The 16,493-nt window shown below is 65.3% G+C and carries 15 protein-coding genes; 6 read left to right on the top strand and 9 right to left on the bottom strand.

Annotation, left to right across the window (positions count from 1 at the left end; genetic code table 11):
- Positions 1–570: 570 nt before the first annotated feature.
- From ABQY74_RS01840 to ABQY74_RS01855, 4 genes are all read right to left on the bottom strand, one after another.
- Positions 571–2,529, bottom strand: coding sequence for a choice-of-anchor X domain-containing protein (locus tag ABQY74_RS01840; RefSeq protein WP_349793155.1), 1,959 nt, complete (start codon positions 2,527–2,529; stop codon positions 571–573).
- Positions 2,530–2,813: 284 nt separating this feature from the next.
- Positions 2,814–3,665 carry a methylenetetrahydrofolate reductase gene (locus tag ABQY74_RS01845; RefSeq protein ID WP_349793157.1) on the bottom strand — a complete coding sequence of 284 codons (852 nt, stop codon included), beginning with the start codon at positions 3,663–3,665 and terminating at the stop codon, positions 2,814–2,816.
- Between the two features lie 129 nt (positions 3,666–3,794).
- Positions 3,795–4,460 carry an epoxyqueuosine reductase QueH gene (locus ABQY74_RS01850; RefSeq protein WP_039517469.1) on the bottom strand — a complete coding sequence of 222 codons (666 nt, stop codon included), beginning with the start codon at positions 4,458–4,460 and terminating at the stop codon, positions 3,795–3,797.
- Entirely contained in the window at positions 4,460–5,374 is a 915-nt protein-coding gene (locus tag ABQY74_RS01855; protein ID WP_104576500.1) for a LysR family transcriptional regulator, read from the bottom strand. The genes ABQY74_RS01850 and ABQY74_RS01855 overlap by 1 nt, the downstream gene beginning before the upstream one ends.
- Before the next feature lie 97 nt (positions 5,375–5,471).
- Between ABQY74_RS01855 and msuE the strand changes: the two genes are divergently transcribed.
- The 3 genes from msuE (at position 5,472) to ABQY74_RS01870 (ending at position 8,275) form a co-directional block, all read left to right on the top strand.
- Entirely contained in the window at positions 5,472–6,065 is a 594-nt protein-coding gene (msuE, locus tag ABQY74_RS01860) for an FMN reductase (RefSeq protein WP_349793159.1), read from the top strand.
- 166 nt (positions 6,066–6,231) lie between these two features.
- Entirely contained in the window at positions 6,232–7,215 is a 984-nt protein-coding gene (locus ABQY74_RS01865) for a DUF1852 domain-containing protein (RefSeq protein ID WP_349793161.1), read from the top strand.
- 28 nt (positions 7,216–7,243) lie between these two features.
- Positions 7,244–8,275 carry a methionine synthase gene (locus tag ABQY74_RS01870; RefSeq protein WP_039517461.1) on the top strand — a complete coding sequence of 344 codons (1,032 nt, stop codon included), beginning with the start codon at positions 7,244–7,246 and terminating at the stop codon, positions 8,273–8,275.
- Positions 8,276–8,427: 152 nt separating this feature from the next.
- On the opposite strand, the gene ABQY74_RS01875 is transcribed toward ABQY74_RS01870, so the two are convergent.
- Both ABQY74_RS01875 and ABQY74_RS01880 read right to left on the bottom strand, forming a co-directional pair.
- Positions 8,428–9,873, bottom strand: coding sequence for an OprO/OprP family phosphate-selective porin (locus tag ABQY74_RS01875; RefSeq protein WP_047127880.1), 1,446 nt, complete (start codon positions 9,871–9,873; stop codon positions 8,428–8,430).
- A gap of 544 nt (positions 9,874–10,417) precedes the next feature.
- Positions 10,418–11,305, bottom strand: coding sequence for an SDR family oxidoreductase (locus ABQY74_RS01880; RefSeq protein WP_047127881.1), 888 nt, complete (start codon positions 11,303–11,305; stop codon positions 10,418–10,420).
- 134 nt (positions 11,306–11,439) lie between these two features.
- Between ABQY74_RS01880 and ABQY74_RS01885 the strand changes: the two genes are divergently transcribed.
- The 3 genes from ABQY74_RS01885 to ABQY74_RS01895 all read left to right on the top strand — a co-directional run bounded on the left by ABQY74_RS01885 (position 11,440) and on the right by ABQY74_RS01895 (position 14,966).
- Entirely contained in the window at positions 11,440–11,874 is a 435-nt protein-coding gene (locus tag ABQY74_RS01885; protein WP_039513244.1) for a helix-turn-helix domain-containing protein, read from the top strand.
- A 501-nt stretch (positions 11,875–12,375) separates the two neighbouring features.
- Positions 12,376–12,873, top strand: a complete 498-nt coding sequence (locus ABQY74_RS01890; RefSeq protein ID WP_349793163.1) for a hypothetical protein — start codon at positions 12,376–12,378, stop codon at positions 12,871–12,873.
- Positions 12,870–14,966, top strand: coding sequence for a methyl-accepting chemotaxis protein (locus ABQY74_RS01895; protein WP_349793166.1), 2,097 nt, complete (start codon positions 12,870–12,872; stop codon positions 14,964–14,966). Before ABQY74_RS01890 ends, ABQY74_RS01895 begins: the two co-directional genes overlap by 4 nt.
- A gap of 190 nt (positions 14,967–15,156) precedes the next feature.
- Here the strand turns inward: ABQY74_RS01895 and ABQY74_RS01900 are convergent, their stop codons facing one another.
- The 3 genes from ABQY74_RS01900 to ABQY74_RS01910 form a co-directional block, all read right to left on the bottom strand.
- The gene (locus ABQY74_RS01900) at positions 15,157–15,618 is read right to left on the bottom strand and encodes an isoprenylcysteine carboxylmethyltransferase family protein (RefSeq protein WP_104601221.1); all 462 of its coding nucleotides are present in this window, start codon (positions 15,616–15,618) and stop codon (positions 15,157–15,159) included.
- 99 nt (positions 15,619–15,717) lie between these two features.
- Positions 15,718–15,990, bottom strand: coding sequence for a hypothetical protein (locus tag ABQY74_RS01905; protein WP_104601220.1), 273 nt, complete (start codon positions 15,988–15,990; stop codon positions 15,718–15,720).
- Between the two features lie 78 nt (positions 15,991–16,068).
- On the bottom strand, positions 16,069–16,437 hold the full coding sequence (locus ABQY74_RS01910; RefSeq protein WP_104599644.1) for a DUF5329 domain-containing protein: 369 nt from the start codon (positions 16,435–16,437) through the stop codon (positions 16,069–16,071).
- Positions 16,438–16,493: the final 56 nt, after the last annotated feature.

A 16,493-nucleotide genomic window follows, 5' to 3' on the forward strand; every position in this document is an offset into this window, starting at 1 on the left:
GGGATGGAAAAATGGTGAGGGGTTGATCTAACCCACGGTGATCCGACCAGCGCCCGTCATGCACCGCTCGCAACCACGCACACCGACCATCTCGAGGGGTCCTTGCCCGCTCACCGTCGCGGGACCTTACGCGGCATGGATGCCGCGTAAGAGCCTACATGGACGTACTTGCGGCGTGTCCTGCGAGGGTGGGCGGGCAAGGGCCTTGCAACCAAGTCACAGATCATTCGCTCTAGAAACCGATGCACCCACAGCGTTCAATCACCTTTCAAGGCAACCAAAGCCACTCTCTCCTCTGGAGAGGGGTCGGGGAGAGGGTACGGAGCGAAGCCACACGAGAGTGGGAGTTGAGAGGCTTTGCCCGTACCCTCATCCGCCCCTGCGGGGCAGCTTCTCCCGGCGGGAGAAGGGGTCAAGCTCCCGTTGGGACCTCGTTACGTTCAAGGGAGGAGGAATCGAATTCTGTGAACGCAGGAGTCGTGCCAGTCGCCAACACGCGACGTGTTCCCACGCATGCTGCGATGGCCGACGCAGACGCCGGCCATCGCATTGCACATTGCTAGAACCGCATCACTTCGCCGCGTTGGCGTTCATCACCGCATTGCGGCTGGCATCCAGATACTGCGCCGGGTCGCGCATGCCGGTGGTGTGGCATTGTCCGGTGGTGTGACCGCGATTCACCCCGCCCGGCAACTGCGCGTTGACTTGCTCCACGGTGCCATCTTCCGGGTCGTTCAGTACCAGGTCCGAGGCCGCGTTGCAGTAGTCGTTGGTGTACCAGTTGGTCTTGGCGAACGAGGTCGTGTAGTAATTTACCTTGGCGCGCGCATCGGCCGGAATACCGGCCAACCAGGCTTTGGCACCGTCGTAGGTCATGTCGGTATTGGTGCCGCAACCCACGCCGAACCACGAGCCCACCGCCGCCAGAATGCCGGACAGATTGGTGCCCTGGTACGGCGTGCCGACCGACTGCATCACCCGCCCACCCGTGGCGTTATCCAGCCCGCTCCAGTAGTAGGTGTACAGATGCAGCGCGGCCATGCCGCCCTGGCTGTGCGCCACCGTCGCGAACGAGGACCACTGACTGGCGAACTGCGCCAACCGCTGTGCGAACTGGTCGTTGCTACGGTTCTGTTTGGCATCAAGGAATGAGGACGCATTGGTGAACTGCGCCTGCGGCCACACGCCGTTGGAGCAATAGCCATGCACCAGCACCAGTTGCGACCCCGCGGCCTGCGGTTGCGCCATCGCAGTGGCACGGGCCAGCGTCGTCGGGCGCGGGCCCATGCGCATGCTTTCGTCGATCGCAGCGGCAGACCGCGCAATGCTGGCGCGGCGCAACGCGGGCAGCTGCAACGGCAGCGTGTCGGCCTGTACCAGCGGGATGTAATGGTCCGGGTCTTCGATGCGCAGCCCGCGTAGCGTAAACGGCGCGCGCGCGCCGGCACGTGCGACCCAGCGTTCGTCCAGGCTCAACGGCAGCTGGCCTTGCTGCGGCGTCAGCATGCCGCCGATCCACGCCACCGGCACGTCCTTGCCCTTGGCATCGGTGCCCCAGACCTGGCCAAACACGCGGTAATGCGATGGTGCCTTGCCGCGCGCGGCGATCGGCAAGGCAATGCTGAGCCGGGTGCCGTCGGCAGCGCGTGCGCTGAGTGCGTTGCCGAGCAGACGCAGGGAGGTATCCAGCACCGGCAACACATGCTCGCTGGTGCGCACGAACGGCTGCCCGGCCTGGTCGCGACCGCGCACGATCACCTGTGCAATCCAGGTGCCTTCGGCTGTCGGTTGGAACGTGCCGCCATACACGCCATCGCCGGCAGCACCGTCGTCGTGCTGCCCGTCATCGGCCATCGGCAGCGTGCGGATGCCGCCTTGCGGGTCGATCACACGCAGGCTCGCTGTCTCGATCTGCCCCGCCTGCGCGGCCAGCAAGCTCGCGCCGGCTGCATCGTTGCCGCTGAGCAACGCGTTGAGCGTCAGCGACTGGCCGACCTGCTGCCGACGATGGCGCGGGTACGAGGCCAGCTGCGTACGCGCATCGCCTTCCATCAGCACATACCCGCGTTGCGCCACCGGCGTCGACGATTGCAGCGTCAGCGCCCAGTTGCCGTTCTGCGCGGATTCCACCGCGTAACGCATGCCGCTGGTGCCGCTCTCGGCGCTGCCCAGCAGTGTGCGTTGTGCCTGCAGTTGCGGTGTAACAGCAGCGGCACGTGCGCCGGCAACACGTGGTGCAGTCACCGCCGCCTCCCACGGCTGATCGCCGGCCAGCACCATGAAACGCAGATGGCCGTTTTCCACCGGCAAGGTGCCTTGCCAGCGTGCGGACTTGCCGGCCGGCGTCAACTCCACCGGCAGCAAGGCGCTCTTGGACAGGATCGCCGACTCGGCCGGATCGGGTGCGCGCATCTGCGCGAACTCCTCCGGTGGGCCAGCCAGTTGTTTGGGTTGCAGCTCGGCCGCGGCAAGCGGCGTGGAGACCAGCGACAGGGTGCACAGCAAGGACAACAGCGACGGCTTCGGCATGGCGACATCTCTCCTTGAACGTTGCAGAAGCGATGCCGCCGCGCATGGCAACGGCATCGGATGCAGCGCCCCCTCGCCGCGATTCGCCGATGGTTATACCGCGCGCTTGTGACAGGTCTGCTGTGCGCTGCAGCACCTCACGCGCGACAAACAAACCGCCAGGAATAAAAAGTACAGACTGTGATCGAGGTCGTGGACATGTCGAGGTCCACGACGCATTGCTTGCTACAACGCACAGGTCTGCGGTCGATCTGCAGCGCCGAATTCGGCGTGCCTCAGTCCGCCTAAACGTGCGCGGAGCGGGAGCGGTACTGCTCCACCCACGCGACAGTCTGTGCGATGCCGCCGAAGGGATAGAAGTGCATGCGGACCTCGCCGTGCGCATCAGTCAGGCCAGTGGCCAGCCGTTCCACAAAACGATCCGGCCCTGCAGTACCCAACAGCTTGCCGAACGAGATGCCGTATTTGGACAGCATCGATGCGCATGCGCCGACACCGCAGCTGGCGGCATAGCGTGCGAGCACCGCCACGCCGGCAGGACCGGGTACGCCCACACGCACGGGATGTGCAATGCCGTGCGCGCGCAGCGCCTGCAACCACGTCAGCACGATGTCGGCATCGAACGCGAACTGGGTGACGATCAGCGGCGCCATGCCGCGCTCGGCGATGCTGCGACACTTGCGCTGCAGCACCTCCCATCGATCGGCTGCAGGCATGCTTGGATGCCCTTCCGGATGCCCCGCCACGGCGATGGTCCGGATGCCGGAGCGCTCAAAGATCCCGGTATCGAGCAGCGACAAGCTGTCCGGAAACGGCCCGAGCGGAGCAGGCGGATCGCCCGCGATGACTAGGCAGCACTCGACGCCGGCTTCTTCGACGGCGCGGCTGATGAAGGCATGCAGCTGCTCGCGCGAGGCGATACGGCGCGCGGACAGGTGCGGCATCGGCTGAAAGCCGAGTGTGCGCACCATCCGTGCCGCGGCCAGCCGCGCATCGTCGTCCTGGTTGGGCAGGTAGGGGATGGCAATGGTTGCGCCACGCATGATCCGGGGCGCCGCTGCAGCCAGCCCGGCAATGTGCTTTGCGCTGACCTCCAGCGAATAGGCCTCGGTGATGGTGCTGGCGAGGCTGGGCATGTCCGGATCAGTCAAAGGTGCTGCCGTCCTGTCGTGGTGATTGGCTGCGCCGCTGCGTCAGCCCCGATCGAGCGGGCAGGGGCCAAGAGCACATCGAAATCCCGGCCGCGCCCCAAGACCCGCCTGCACTCAATCGTCCTGTTCCGCATCGCCGTAGAATTTCACGCCCAGTTGTATGCGATTGCGCCCGCTTTCCACGCGGTGCCGGTTGGTGTCGCGCAGCGAGTAGACGCAGCCGCAGTATTCCTGCTGGTAGAAGTTCTCGCGCTTGCTGATCTCGACCATGCGCGAGGAACCGCCGCCCTTGCGCCAGTTGTATTCCCAGTACATCAAGCCGGGATACCTGGCCGCTGCGCGTACGCCGCAGTCGTTGATCTGCTGCATGTTCTTCCAGCGCGAGATGCCCAGGGAGCTGGTGATCACCGGGAAGCCGTGCTCGTGCGCATACAGCGCGGTGCGTTCAAAGCGCATGTCGAAGCACATGGTGCAACGCACGCCGCGTTCGGGTTCGTTCTCCATCCCGCGGGCCCGCTCGAACCAGTTGTCCCGATCGTAGTCGGCATCGACGAAGGGCACGCCGCACTGCTCGGCAAAACGGATGTTCTCGTCCTTGCGCAGCTCGTATTCCTTGCGCGGATGAATGTTGGGGTTGTAGAAGAAGATGGTGTAGTCGACGCCGGACGCCAGCATGGCCTCCATCACCTCGCCGGAGCATGGCGCGCAGCAGGAATGCAGCAACACCTTGTCGTGGCCGGCAGGCAGTGGGAGTGGCGTGCGGGTTGCGGTGGTATCCATCAGTGGGCTCCGGATGTCGTGGCGGTGCCATTGGCAGGTTGGCGGGCCAGTTCGATGAAGGCGCGCAAGTAGTCGACGGCGATATCCGCCTCGCGTGCGCCCAGGAAGATCTGCTTGGGGATGCCGCGCGCACCCAGCCGCACCGGCACCACGTCCATCCTGGCGGCGTATTCCTCCACCAGCCAGCGTGGCATGGCGGCCACGCCGCGGCCACTGGCCACCATCTGCATCATGATGTCGGTGGTTTCGATGGCCTTGTGTCGCCTGGGCGTGACACCGGCCGGCAGCAGGAACTGGCTGTAGATGTCCAGGCGCTCGAGGTCCACCGGATAGCTGATGAGCACCTCGCGTGTGAGCTGCTGGGGCTTGACGTAGGCGGCCGACGCCAGTGTGTGGCTCCGGGCCACGACGAGCACCTGCTCGTAGTCGAACACCGGCTCAAACCGCAGCCCAGGCTTGTACAGCGGGTCGGGCGTGACCAGCAGATCGATCTCGTAGCCGAACAGCGCGCCGATACCGCCGAACTGGAACTTCTGCTTGACGTCCACATCCACATCCGGCCAGGTGGCCAGATAGGGCGCCACCAGCTTGAGCAGCCACTGGTAGCAGGGATGGCACTCCATGCCGATGCGCAGCGCGCCGCGTTCGCCCTGTGCGAACTGGCCCAGGCGCTCCTCGGCCAGGTCCAGCTGCGGCAGCACCCGGTTCGCCACCGCCAGCAGGTACTGGCCAGCCTGGGTCAGGCGCAGGTTGCGTCCCTCGCGCAGCCACACGTCGGTGCCCAGCTGTTGCTCCAGCTTCTTCATGCTGTGGCTCAGCGCCGACTGGGTCAGATTCAGCACGCCGGCAGCGGCGGTCAGCGAGCCTTGCTGCTCGACCTGCTGGACGATGGTGAGATGGATGCGTTCAAGCATTCAGATGATCCGAATTCATGGATTGTTGAAATAACACCATTTTACTTCATTGAATGCGAGCCCTAGCATCGGGCTTCGTCGTTTCAGGTCAACCCGCATGACTGTCAACGTGCCACACCCCCTCCGCGTCGTCGCGGTCTCCGGCGGGCTGCAGCGCCCCTCCAAGGCCGTCGCCCTGGCCGAACACCTGCTGGCGCTGATCGCCGATGCCGTGCCGTGCGAGCAACATCTGGTCGAACTCGGGGCGTTGGCGCCGCAGTTCGCCGGCGCGGTCTGGCGCTCGCAGCTGCCGGCAACGGTGGAGCAGGAACTCGCCGCCGTGGAGCAGGCGGACGTGGTGGTGGTGACCACGCCGGTCTATCGCGGCTCCTTCACCGGGCTGTTCAAGCACTTCTTCGACTTCATCCACCAGGATGCCTTGATCGACACCCCGGTGCTGTTGGCGGCAACAGGCGGCAGCGAGCGCCATGCGCTGGTGATCGACCACCAGTTGCGGCCACTTTTCAGCTTCTTCCAGGCACGCACCTTGCCGCTGGGCGTCTACGCCACCGACCGCGACTTCCTGGACTACCGCGTGCACAACGAAGCCCTGGCCGAGCGGGCCAGGCTGGCGGTGCAGCGGGCACTGCCGCTGATCGCATTGACGCGGCAGGCAGGTGCCATCGCCGCAGAAAACGTGGCCGCGGCCTGAGGCCACCCGGCCACGGTTGCTCGGCGGGTCAACACTGCGCGCCGGCTACAGGATCGGTTGGCAACTGTCCGCAGATCCAAAGTCCCGGCATCCATCCAGCAGGAATCCACCCCTGCGCCCAGACCTGCGCTCGTAATCAATTTCGGAAACAAGGCGTCAGCTTGCAATGACTCAGGAATTCACCTTCAGCGTCAAACGTCAGCGGTTTGACGAGGACTACCGTCCCGCGGCCAATACGCGCAACACGACGAACTTTGCCAACCTGGCCAGGGGCCAGCGTCGGCAGGAAAACCTGCGCAACACGCTTGCGATGATCAACAACCGCTGCAACGACCTGGCGCATTGGGATAACCCCACCCGCGACCGCTACGCGGTGGAGCTGGACATCATCTCTGTCGAGATGAACATCGGCGAGAACGAAAGCGGCGATGCATTCCCGCTGATCGAGATATTGAAGCCCAGCATCCTCGACAAGACGAGCGGCGCGCGCATCGATGGCATCGCAGGGAACAATTTCTCCTCCTACGTGCGCGACTACGATTTCAGCGTGCTGCTGCCGGCGCACAATCAGGACGCGTCCGGCTTCAGTATCCCGAACGATTTCGGCAGCCTGCACGGAAAGTTATTCAAGCACTTCGTGGACTCGGACGCCTACACGGCGCGTTTTGCCAAGCCGCCGGTCATCTGCATCAGCGTCTCCAGCAGCAGGGTCTATCACCGAACCGGCAACCGGCACCCCGTTCTGGGCATCGAATACCGGCAGGACGAATTTTCCCTGACCGATCGCTACTTCGAGAAGATGGGCCTGCAGGTGCGCTATTTCATGCCTCCCAACAGCGTCGCTCCGTTGGCTTTTTACTTCTTCGGCGACCTGCTCAACGACTACACCAATCTGGAGCTGATCGGCACCATCAGCACCATGGAGACGTTCCAGAAGATTTACCGCCCGGAGATCTACAACGCTAATTCCGCGGCGGGGGCCATCTACCAGCCGAGCCTGAAGCACCAGGATTATTCCTCTACCCAGATCGTCTACGACCGGGAAGAGCGCAGCCAGCTCGCGGTGACGCAGGGCAAATTCACCGAGGAGCACTTCATCAGGCCCTACGGCAAGATTCTCGCGCAGTGGGTTTCCCACCACGCTGTCTAATCAACAAGAACGCAAGACACCACTCATCATGAAGAAGCTGCTCCCTACCTCCACCGCCGGCAGCCTGCCCAAGCCGTCCTGGCTCGCACAGCCGGAGAAACTCTGGTCTCCCTGGAAGCTGCAGGACGAGGAACTGATCGAAGGCAAGCAGGATGCATTGCGCCTGTCGCTGCAGGAACAGCAGCACGCCGGCATCGATATCGTCAGCGACGGCGAGCAGACCCGCCAGCATTTCGTCACCACCTTCATCGAACACCTCAGCGGCGTCGATTTCGAAAAGCGCGAAACCGTCAGGATCCGCAATCGCTACGACGCCAGCGTCCCCACCGTCGTTGGCGCGGTGAGCCGCCCCAGGCCGGTGTTTGTGGACGATGCCAGGTTCCTGCGCCAGCAGACCCGCCAGCCGATCAAATGGGCGCTGCCTGGCCCCATGACGATGATCGACACCCTCTTCGATGCGCACTACAAAAGCCGCGAAAAGCTGGCGTGGGAATTTGCCGTCATCCTCAACCAGGAAGCCAGGGAGCTTGAAGCGGCCGGCGTGGACATCATCCAGTTCGACGAGCCGGCCTTCAATGTCTTCTTCGACGAGGTCAACGACTGGGGTGTTGCCACCCTCGAGCGTGCAGTCGAAGGGCTCAAGTGCGAGACCGCCGTCCACATCTGCTACGGCTACGGCATCAAGGCCAATACCGACTGGAAGCAGACCCTGGGGTCGGAGTGGCGTCAATACGAAGAGTCGTTTCCCAAGCTGCAGACATCCACGCTCGACATCATCTCGCTGGAGTGCCACAACTCGCACGTGCCGATCGACCTGATCGAACTGGTGCGCGGCAAGAAGGTGATGGTCGGGGCCATCGACGTGGCAAGCAATACGATCGAAACGCCGGAAGAAGTGGCCGATACGCTGCGCAAGGCGCTGCGCTTCGTCGATGCCGACAAGCTCTACCCGTCCACCAACTGCGGGATGGCGCCTCTTGCCCGTGACGTTGCAAGAGGCAAGCTCAAGGCCCTCAGCGCAGGCGCAGACATCATTCGCGCAGAACTGGCCGCCCGCTAGCGCGCCGGTGCTGGCGTTTGATTGGCGGCCGAAGCAGCAGGGCCGCGGCTAGCGTCATCCTGCCGACGCAAGCTGCCACCAAGGCTAGCGACGCAACCACCAACAAGCCCCCGCATGCGGGGGCTTGTTGGTCTTCCATCACGGTGCAGGGCTCAGTAATTGACCTGCAACTGCAGCCGCAGCAAGTCGCCTTCCACCACCGGATACGGCGCGGTGGTGACGTCGGTGCGCTTCATCTTCGAATAGGCGAACACCAGTTCCAGCGCATCCATCGGCTGCCACTCGACACCGGCTTCCACTTCGTCCAGGCGCATGCGCGGCGCATTGGTGTCGAACTTGGAGCCGCCGCGGTAGGTCTGCCACTTCAGGTATGGCAGCAAGGTGCCGTAGCTGCCATCGTGCTTGTACATCGCCTGCACGTAACCGCCGCTCAGCGAACGGGTGCGGATGCGCCGCTGCGCGACATCCAGCTCCGGGCCGCGGCCCACCGTCCACTCGGCCTGCAGGCCGAACGGCTGCGGGTAGTAGATGATGTGCGCGGCCACGCGTTGGTCGGTGTAGCCGTTCGGGTCGGTGATGGCCGGGGTGAAGCTGCGGCCACCGATGTTGACTGCCGCCGCGGTCGGCACGAAGCGGCCGCTGTAGGCATCGGCACCCACTTCCAGGTACTGGCCGTTGGCGAACTTGAACGGGTAGGTGGCGTGCACCACCGCATGCATGCTGTCGTTGCGCTCGGCGCGGTTGGCGCCCTGGCCGTTGTACACGCCGGCACCGATCACGCCGTAGTCGCCCGAGCCCTTCAAGCCCGACTTGACCAGATCCTGGAAGCGTCCCTTGGCCACGGTGGGGCTGTAGTAGAACACCGCACCGATATCGCGTTCGTCGCGCAGGCCGGAGTTGAGCGCGTCGGCGCGGTCCAGGGTGAGACGGTTCTGGCTGGACTGCAGGTTCTCCCAGCCGTACGGCATCTTCGACTGGCCCACGCGCACGCGGTACTCGCGCTTCTTGTCGAAGTAGATGTCGGCATACGCATCGCGCAGCTGCGCGAAGTTGGAGGTGGTCGAACCGGTCGGCGTGCTCGCAAAATCCGGCTGGAAGTACAGCGACACGTGCTCATTGAGATCGCCGCTCAGCACCAGGCGCGCACGCCGGATGCCTAGGCTCTGGTCGTTGCCGATAAAGCGGTCGCCGGGTGCGCGCAGATCCTGCGCGTCGCCGCCGATGCCCTGGTTGTAGCGGATCTGCGTGTAGCCGCGCAGGCTCAGCTTGTCGTACCACTTCTTGCCGGCCTCGCCAGCCTTGGCCGGTGCCGCAGCCGGTACGGGTGCAGGTGCGGCTTGGGCGATGGCGGTGTCGGCAGGCACCGGCGCCGCAGGGGCGGGCGGCAGTGCCGGTGCGGCCGGCATCGCCGACGCCGGCAGCTTGCCGTTCTCGTCCACCTGCACGAACTTGCCCAGCTTGTCGCGGCCTGGGGCCGGCTCGGCGAAGATCTGCTTGGTCTTGCGGTCGACGTACAGCTCCAACTCGGCGGCCAGCGTGCTGCCGCTGGCGGTCGCGCTGAGGGCGCACAGGACGGTGGCGAGATTGCGTTTTTTCATTGGTCCGGCTCGTGCAAGGGAAACGGGTCGGCGGCAGCGTCAGGCCGGCGCTGCCCGGCGGGCGGCGAACACGGCGCCGGCACGCCCACCAGGCGCCCGGTCGTCCTGACGGTGCGGCAATGCGTGCAGTTATATTTAGATTTGATGTCAGTTTGGTGACATCGGCGGCCCCGCACAGCGCAACGCTGTGTCAGCTGCGTGTCTGGCGCGTGTCAGTTGTGCGACGTGCAGAAGGCGGACCCAGCGGTGCGCGCGTGGGCACCAGGCGCCGATGTGACGCTTTGGTTGCTGCCGCCGGCCATCGGCCTGCGGTGCCATGGGCGGATGGTGCCGCCAGGAGCAGCTGCCGACGCAAAGGCCGAAGTGCGTGCTGTGCACGGCCATGGCGCGCTGTCGTCGTTGCCAACGCGTGGGCGAAGGACGATGAATCAGAAACATGGCAAAGGCGGGTCATCGCCCGCCTTTGCCGGATCACGCACCGCGTGGCGTAGCGCCGCGCCGATGCTGCTGCGGGCTGTCGAGCAGCACCATGCCAGGGCTAGGCTCAGCCGGCCGGCGTCGCCTGCAAGGCCGCCGCCACCGCATCGCGCAGCGGGGTGGTCGGGCGGCCGATCAGCTGGCTCAGCGTGTGGCTGTCGTCGAACAGGCTGCCGCCGCGCGAGGAGGCCGAGCACTGTGCCAGCACCTGTGTGAATGCGGCCGGCAGGCCGATCTGCACCAAGGCCGCCGCGTAGTCGGCTTCGGGCAGGTCGTGATAGGCCACCGGCTTGCCCGACTGCTGCGCCACCTCGGCGGCATACTCGGCCATCGTGAAGGCGGTATCGCCGGCCAGCTCGTAGACCTTGCCGGCCTGCGGCGTGTCGGCGGCCAGCACCGCTGCGGCGGCCTCGGCATAGTCGGCGCGCGTGGCCGCACTGATCCTGCCCTCGCCGGCGCTGCCGATCACCGCGCCATGCGCCACCTCGGCCGCGATCGAGCCGGTGTAGTTCTCGGTGTACCAGCCATTGCGCAGCAGCACGTGCGGCACGCCGCTCTCGCGCAGCAGCGCCTCGGTGGCCACATGCTCGGGTGCCAGCGACAGCGTGCTGGTATCGGCATGCAGCACGCTCGTATAGGCCAGCAATTCCACGCCGGCCCGCTTGGCGGCTTCGATCACGTTGCGGTGCTGCGGCACGCGTTCGCCCACCGCATTGGACGACACCAGCAGCACCCGGCCCACGCCTGCGAAGGCCTGATCCAGGCTCTGCGGGTCCGCGTAGTCGGCGCGACGCCCGGTGATGTCGCGTTTTGCGAACTGTGCGAGTGACGCAGTATCGCGGGCCGTTGCTACGATCCGAGCGGCCGGGACACGCGCCAGCAGTGCTTCGACCACCAATGCGCCCAGCTGCCCGCTGGCGCCGGTGACGAGGATCAGGGGGGAGGTGTGTGCCATGGTGAACTCCAGTAGGTATTGATAAGAGGTGTGGTCTACTATCTAGACTCTTGGTCCGCGCACCTATTGTCAGGGCCGTTCGAACCTCCGCAAGGAGGCAGTTTTCCACCCCCTGGTTACCGTGAGATATCCCAGTGAACGCGATTGCTCTGTTTCCGCCGCCGCCGTCCCTGCAAGGTATGCCGTTCGACGCCACCAAGTGCCCGGTGCGCGACGTGCTCGATCAGATCGGCGACAAATGGACCATGCTGATCCTGCTGACGCTGATCCCCGGGCCCTCCCGCTTCAGCGCCATCCAGCGCGCCGTGCCGGACATCTCCAAGCGCATGCTGACCCAGACCCTGCGCAACCTCGAGCGCAACGGCATGATCACCCGCAAGGTCTACGCGACCAAGCCGCCCAGCGTGGAATATGCCTTGTCCAAGCTCGGCGTGGCGCTGCTCGGCCCGATCTCGCAGCTGCTCAACTGGGCAGGCGAGAATCATGCGGCCATCCGCTCCGCACGCGAACGCTTCGATCATGCCCAGCAGCCGGCGGTTGCGCTGGATGCCGACGAAGCGATGGCGTAAGCGCCAGCCTGCAGCATCGGCAAGCGAGCTGACGGCGCTGACTGCCAGGTGGGCGCCTCGGCGCGTTGGTTGACCGCCTAGGCGCGTGCACTAGGCGCAGCGGTGGATGGATTTCCGCGTCTGTCAGGCGTGCTCTGTCGAGGCATCGATACTCGGGCCCGGAAGCGTAGGCGGCTCAGTGACGGGCCTGCCATGCATCGCTGCTGTCGAGGGCACGCCCTGGTACCTGGACCCGACTCCAGAGTGACGACATCACAGCCACCACGGCCTGCCACGCACGCGTCAGACCCGCCGTCGATCTGTGAACGCGTGCTCACAAAATCCCGCGCCGGATAAACGTCTGCCAGCGCCATCACGCCACGCGTCGCCCTCAAACCCTTGCGGCATAACGGGCCTGACGCACGCTATCGCAGCCATCGCTAATTTCAATCGCAAGCCGGCTCAAGCGTATGCACCGGCATCCGATAAGGGGCTCACCTTACCTCGCGAAACCGCTGCGCCATGCCCGTCTTCGGCACTTTGTCCGCCTCAACGCGACGCACCCTGGGCGCTGCCCTGCTCGCGCTGTGGTGTGGCTGGATCGCCGTGGCCTGGACCACGCCCCACGCGCAAGCCAACGACGTCGCCAGTGCGTGGACGCAGGTCCAGGCCAGCCTGCCGGCCGCGCAGCAGGCGCCGATGCTGATCGGTGTCGCCGGTGCCTGCGCCTGCACCGACCCGGCCGCCGATCGCGCCTGGGCCGTGCTCAGCAACGCGGTACGTGCGCGTGGCGGCCAGGTGCGCATGCTCGACACTCCCGCGCTGCGTGGCAGCGGCTATGCCGTGTGGCTGCTCGGCGCCGACGGCCAACCGCGCTACGCCGGCCCCGCAGACGGCGGCGCGGTGTGCGGCACGGCCGGCGCGGCGGATTGGTCGCGCTGGTTACCCGATGTCCTGGCGCGCACCCCGGGTGCCGCGCTGGTGTCCCCTTGTCCCTGTGCCGTGGAGTCGCTGTCATGATGGAACTGTCCGCATCGGCGCCGCCGACCTCCACCTACTCCACCCGCCTGGCGATCAAGGCCGATCGGCTGTTTCTGTGGCTGGCCGTGCTGCAGAGCGTCGGCTCGCTGGGCCTGGCCTGGTACCAGGGCCAATGGACCACGTTTCTGGCGGTCACGCTGCCCAGCCTGTTGCTGATGGCCTGGCAAGTGCAGGCCAACCCCGGCACGCGCCTGACCCGCATCACCAACGCGCTGGTGCTGATGGCCCTGGTCGCGGCCACCATCCAGCAGGCGCATGGCCTGGTGGAAATGCACTTTGGCGTGTTCGTGATCCTGGCGCTGCTGCTGTACTACCGCGACTGGCTGCCGGTGGTGGTCGCCGCAGGCGCCATCGCCGTGCATCACCTGGCGTTCTACTGGCTGCAATCGCGCGGCATGCCGGTGCAGGCGTTCACCGTCGGCAGCGGCTTCGGCATCGTGGTGCTGCATGCCGGCTACGTGATCGTCGAAACCGCCTTCGTCTGCGTGATGGCCATCCAGCTGCGCCGCCAGGTCGATGCCCTCGACCACGAGGCCGAATCGCTGGCCGAACTGGCCGACACCCTGGCCACCGGCGCCACCTTGCCGCCGGCCATCCTGCAGCAGCCCTTCCGCAGCGGCTCGCTGGCGCAGGCGTTGGTGCGCATGAGCGTGCAGGTGGAAGAGCGCATCGCCCAACAGCAGCAGCTGCTGCTGGAAAATCGCCGTATCCGCCTGGCGTTGGATGCATCGGCAATGGCGGTGGCCATCGTCGACGGGCAGGGCGCCGCCATCTATCGCAATCAGTCGTTCCAGCAACTGAGCAAACAGGTCGATGCGCACGTGCTGCACACCGCACTGGCCGATGCAGTGCAGCTGGGGCATGACGCAGGCAGCAGCAAAACGCGCGCCCTGGCGGCGTTGCAACTGCAGGAAAACATCACCCCGGTCCGCGATGGCGACGGCGCCTCGCTGGGCGTGGTGGTGGAGTGGCAGGACCGCACCCAGGACCTGGCGCTGGAAGAGCAGCTGGCCACGGTCATTGCCCAGGCTGCGCGTGGTGAGCTCGGTGCCCGCCTGCAGGGGAATGCTAGGAGCGGCACGCTCGGCCAGCTGGCCGAGGGCGTCAACCAGTTCCTGGCCATCACCGACGACAGCCTGCAGGACATGCGTCGCATGCTGGCGGCGATGTCGCGTGGCGATCTGACCCAGCGCATCGACCGCCACTGCGAAGGCGTGTTCGAGCAGATGAAGCGCGACGCCAACGCCACCGCTGACGAGCTGGCGCGCATCATCACGCAGATCCGCAGCTCCAGCACCGCGATCAATCACGCCGCCGGCCACATCCTGACCCGTAACGATGCATTGGAGCAGCAGGTGCAGCGGCAGTCGGCCACCCTGGGCCGCACCGCCACCCAGATGCAGGCCGTGCTCGGCACCATGCAGGAGCACACCGCGCAGGCGGCCGACGCCGACAAGCTCACCGCCGCCGCATCCGAGGCCGCACGCAGCGGCGGCGACACCATGCACCAGGCGATGGGCACCATGCAGCAGATGGAACAGGCCTCGCGCCGCATCCAGGACATCGTCTCGGTCATCGACGGCATCGCCTTCCAGACCAATATCCTGGCCCTGAATGCCGCCGTCGAAGCCGCACGCGCCGGCGAAGAAGGCCGCGGCTTTGCCGTGGTCGCCGGCGAGGTACGCGCGCTGGCATTGCGCTCGTCCACCGCCGCCAGCCAGATCAAGACGCTGATCGGCGAATCGGTCACGCATATGCAGGCCGGCGTGCAGCAGGTGCGCCACGCTGGCGAAGGCATGCAGCACATCGTCGCCACCATCGGCCAGGTCAGCAGCACGCTCAGCAGGATCGCCGTCGCCTCGCAACAGGAAGCCGGCAGCATCGCGCAGGTGCATCACACCCTCGCCGGCGTAGACGCCGACATGCGCGACGGGGTCACCCGCATGCAGGACGCCAGCGCCGCCGCACGCGCCATGGGCGACCATGCCGCGCAGCTGGAGGATGCAGTGAGTGCGTTTGTGGCGGAGATGCCGGCAAGCGCCGACGTCGTGAGCGAACGACGGGTTGCCTGATCCCGCGGGGTGCTGCTCTGGGCTTGCGCAAGCCATAGGCTTTGCCCTTGTCATCTCTGCAGCGCTACGCGTGATGTACTGCTGCAGGGGCGGGCTGCCGTCGGCGCGGTTGTGCCGCTAGGCCGTCCGCTATCGAGCATGGTCAGCCGGCCAGCGCCAAGCGAACGACTGAGTGCGTCGCCACACTCGCTCACAGCCAGCGTCGAACGCGCGCGCAGAATTCCGCATAGGCGCCAGGAAACCGGACAGCCAACTGCCGTTCCTCCGGCTTGATCTGAAAGCGCGTCACATACAGCACAAACAGCGGGACTGCCAGAAGTGCCACCGCATGGTGCAGATACAGCGTCCAGCCCAGCAGGATTACGGCGTGACCGACATACATTGGGTTACGGCTGTAGCGATACACGCCGCCAGTGATCAGTTGCGTGGCCAGCGCAGGTCTCAGTGGATTGACCGTCGTGCCGGCGCGCTTGAACGCAAGCTTGGGAAGTCCATTGAGCGCAACGCCGACACACGCCAGTACACCCGCCACAGGTGCGCGCAATGGTAGTGAAAATGAAAATGCCGGCGTCAGACGCGCGAAAACAAACGCTGCAAGGCCTAGCAACACCATCGCGATCGGCGGCGGGATCTTCGTTTCAAGCCAATGCATCGCGCGGTTGATTGACATGTTCTCTCAACACAGCTGCTCTGAGCTACCAGACCAATCAGCGATGATGCTGAGTCAGCCTGCGCACCCAATGTGGACACCTCACTTGATGAGGTGCGGATTGTGCCCACAAATCCAGATCCAACCTGCCACTGCACCAACAAGGGAGCCCAGCAGTTCACCGATCATCAAGCGTTCGCCACAAAAGTGCGCCATTGCCGCACCTGCGACAAAGCCGGCAAGGCCTAGCCCCGCAATTTTACGCTGCTCAATCAGCCACTGCGCCTCCTTGGCACGCTTGAGCCGCAAGGCGTACTCTGCCGGATCCCGCGTCAACATTGCTTGAGCAACCGCATCAGCCTGCGACGATTTCATGTCTGCCATTGATGGGGGATGAGCGAGTTAAATCGCAGTGAGTCGATGGGTAGGTGCACCGGATACCGTGTCATCGCGTCAAGGCTTGCTGCGCAGCTCCCGCAGCTTGCCAGTGAACCAGGATTGGCTGGGTACCGGCGCAGCGTTGCCGCAACGCACCTGATACGGCGTGCCGGACATGCTGCTCTTGGTGGCAGCAAGCTCGATGAAGGATTCGGTAGACGTCACCAGCCCCTTCTTCTGCAAGTAGTCGTACTTGCGCTGCAAGTGTTCGCTGGCTTTCGGCGCCGCGTACCACGCCCCATTGCGCGAAAACTCGCAATTGGATTGCGCAAGAACCTTGAAAAGCTGATCGACCTCACGCGTGGTGGCGGGCGAAACCCCTTGGGCCGAGACCGATGCACAGGCACCGAGCAGGAATACTGCAAGACACGATTTAACGTTCATCGACCGAATGGTAGCGCATGAAAGCGTTGCTTTGCGACCTGGGACAGACCAGCGGC

Origin of the sequence: Xanthomonas sp. WHRI 7064 (assembly GCF_040202355.2) — a bacterium.
In the GTDB taxonomy this organism is placed as follows: Bacteria; Pseudomonadota; Gammaproteobacteria; order Xanthomonadales; family Xanthomonadaceae; genus Xanthomonas; species Xanthomonas arboricola.

What these genes read in the sequence shown, in the direction of transcription:
- ABQY74_RS01840 (WP_349793155.1), bottom strand. Translation starts at nt 2,529, where the DNA reads ATGCCGAAGCCGTCGCTGTTGTCCTTGCTGTGCACCCTGTCGCTGGTC.
- ABQY74_RS01845 (WP_349793157.1), bottom strand. Translation starts at nt 3,665, where the DNA reads ATGCCCAGCCTCGCCAGCACCATCACCGAGGCCTATTCGCTGGAGGTC.
- ABQY74_RS01850 (WP_039517469.1), bottom strand. Translation starts at nt 4,460, where the DNA reads ATGGATACCACCGCAACCCGCACGCCACTCCCACTGCCTGCCGGCCAC.
- ABQY74_RS01855 (WP_104576500.1), bottom strand. Translation starts at nt 5,374, where the DNA reads ATGCTTGAACGCATCCATCTCACCATCGTCCAGCAGGTCGAGCAGCAA.
- msuE (WP_349793159.1), top strand. Translation starts at nt 5,472, where the DNA reads ATGACTGTCAACGTGCCACACCCCCTCCGCGTCGTCGCGGTCTCCGGC.
- ABQY74_RS01865 (WP_349793161.1), top strand. Translation starts at nt 6,232, where the DNA reads ATGACTCAGGAATTCACCTTCAGCGTCAAACGTCAGCGGTTTGACGAG.
- ABQY74_RS01870 (WP_039517461.1), top strand. Translation starts at nt 7,244, where the DNA reads ATGAAGAAGCTGCTCCCTACCTCCACCGCCGGCAGCCTGCCCAAGCCG.
- ABQY74_RS01875 (WP_047127880.1), bottom strand. Translation starts at nt 9,873, where the DNA reads ATGAAAAAACGCAATCTCGCCACCGTCCTGTGCGCCCTCAGCGCGACC.
- ABQY74_RS01880 (WP_047127881.1), bottom strand. Translation starts at nt 11,305, where the DNA reads ATGGCACACACCTCCCCCCTGATCCTCGTCACCGGCGCCAGCGGGCAG.
- ABQY74_RS01890 (WP_349793163.1), top strand. Translation starts at nt 12,376, where the DNA reads ATGCCCGTCTTCGGCACTTTGTCCGCCTCAACGCGACGCACCCTGGGC.
- ABQY74_RS01895 (WP_349793166.1), top strand. Translation starts at nt 12,870, where the DNA reads ATGATGGAACTGTCCGCATCGGCGCCGCCGACCTCCACCTACTCCACC.
- ABQY74_RS01900 (WP_104601221.1), bottom strand. Translation starts at nt 15,618, where the DNA reads ATGCATTGGCTTGAAACGAAGATCCCGCCGCCGATCGCGATGGTGTTG.
- ABQY74_RS01905 (WP_104601220.1), bottom strand. Translation starts at nt 15,990, where the DNA reads ATGAAATCGTCGCAGGCTGATGCGGTTGCTCAAGCAATGTTGACGCGG.
- ABQY74_RS01910 (WP_104599644.1), bottom strand. Translation starts at nt 16,437, where the DNA reads ATGAACGTTAAATCGTGTCTTGCAGTATTCCTGCTCGGTGCCTGTGCA.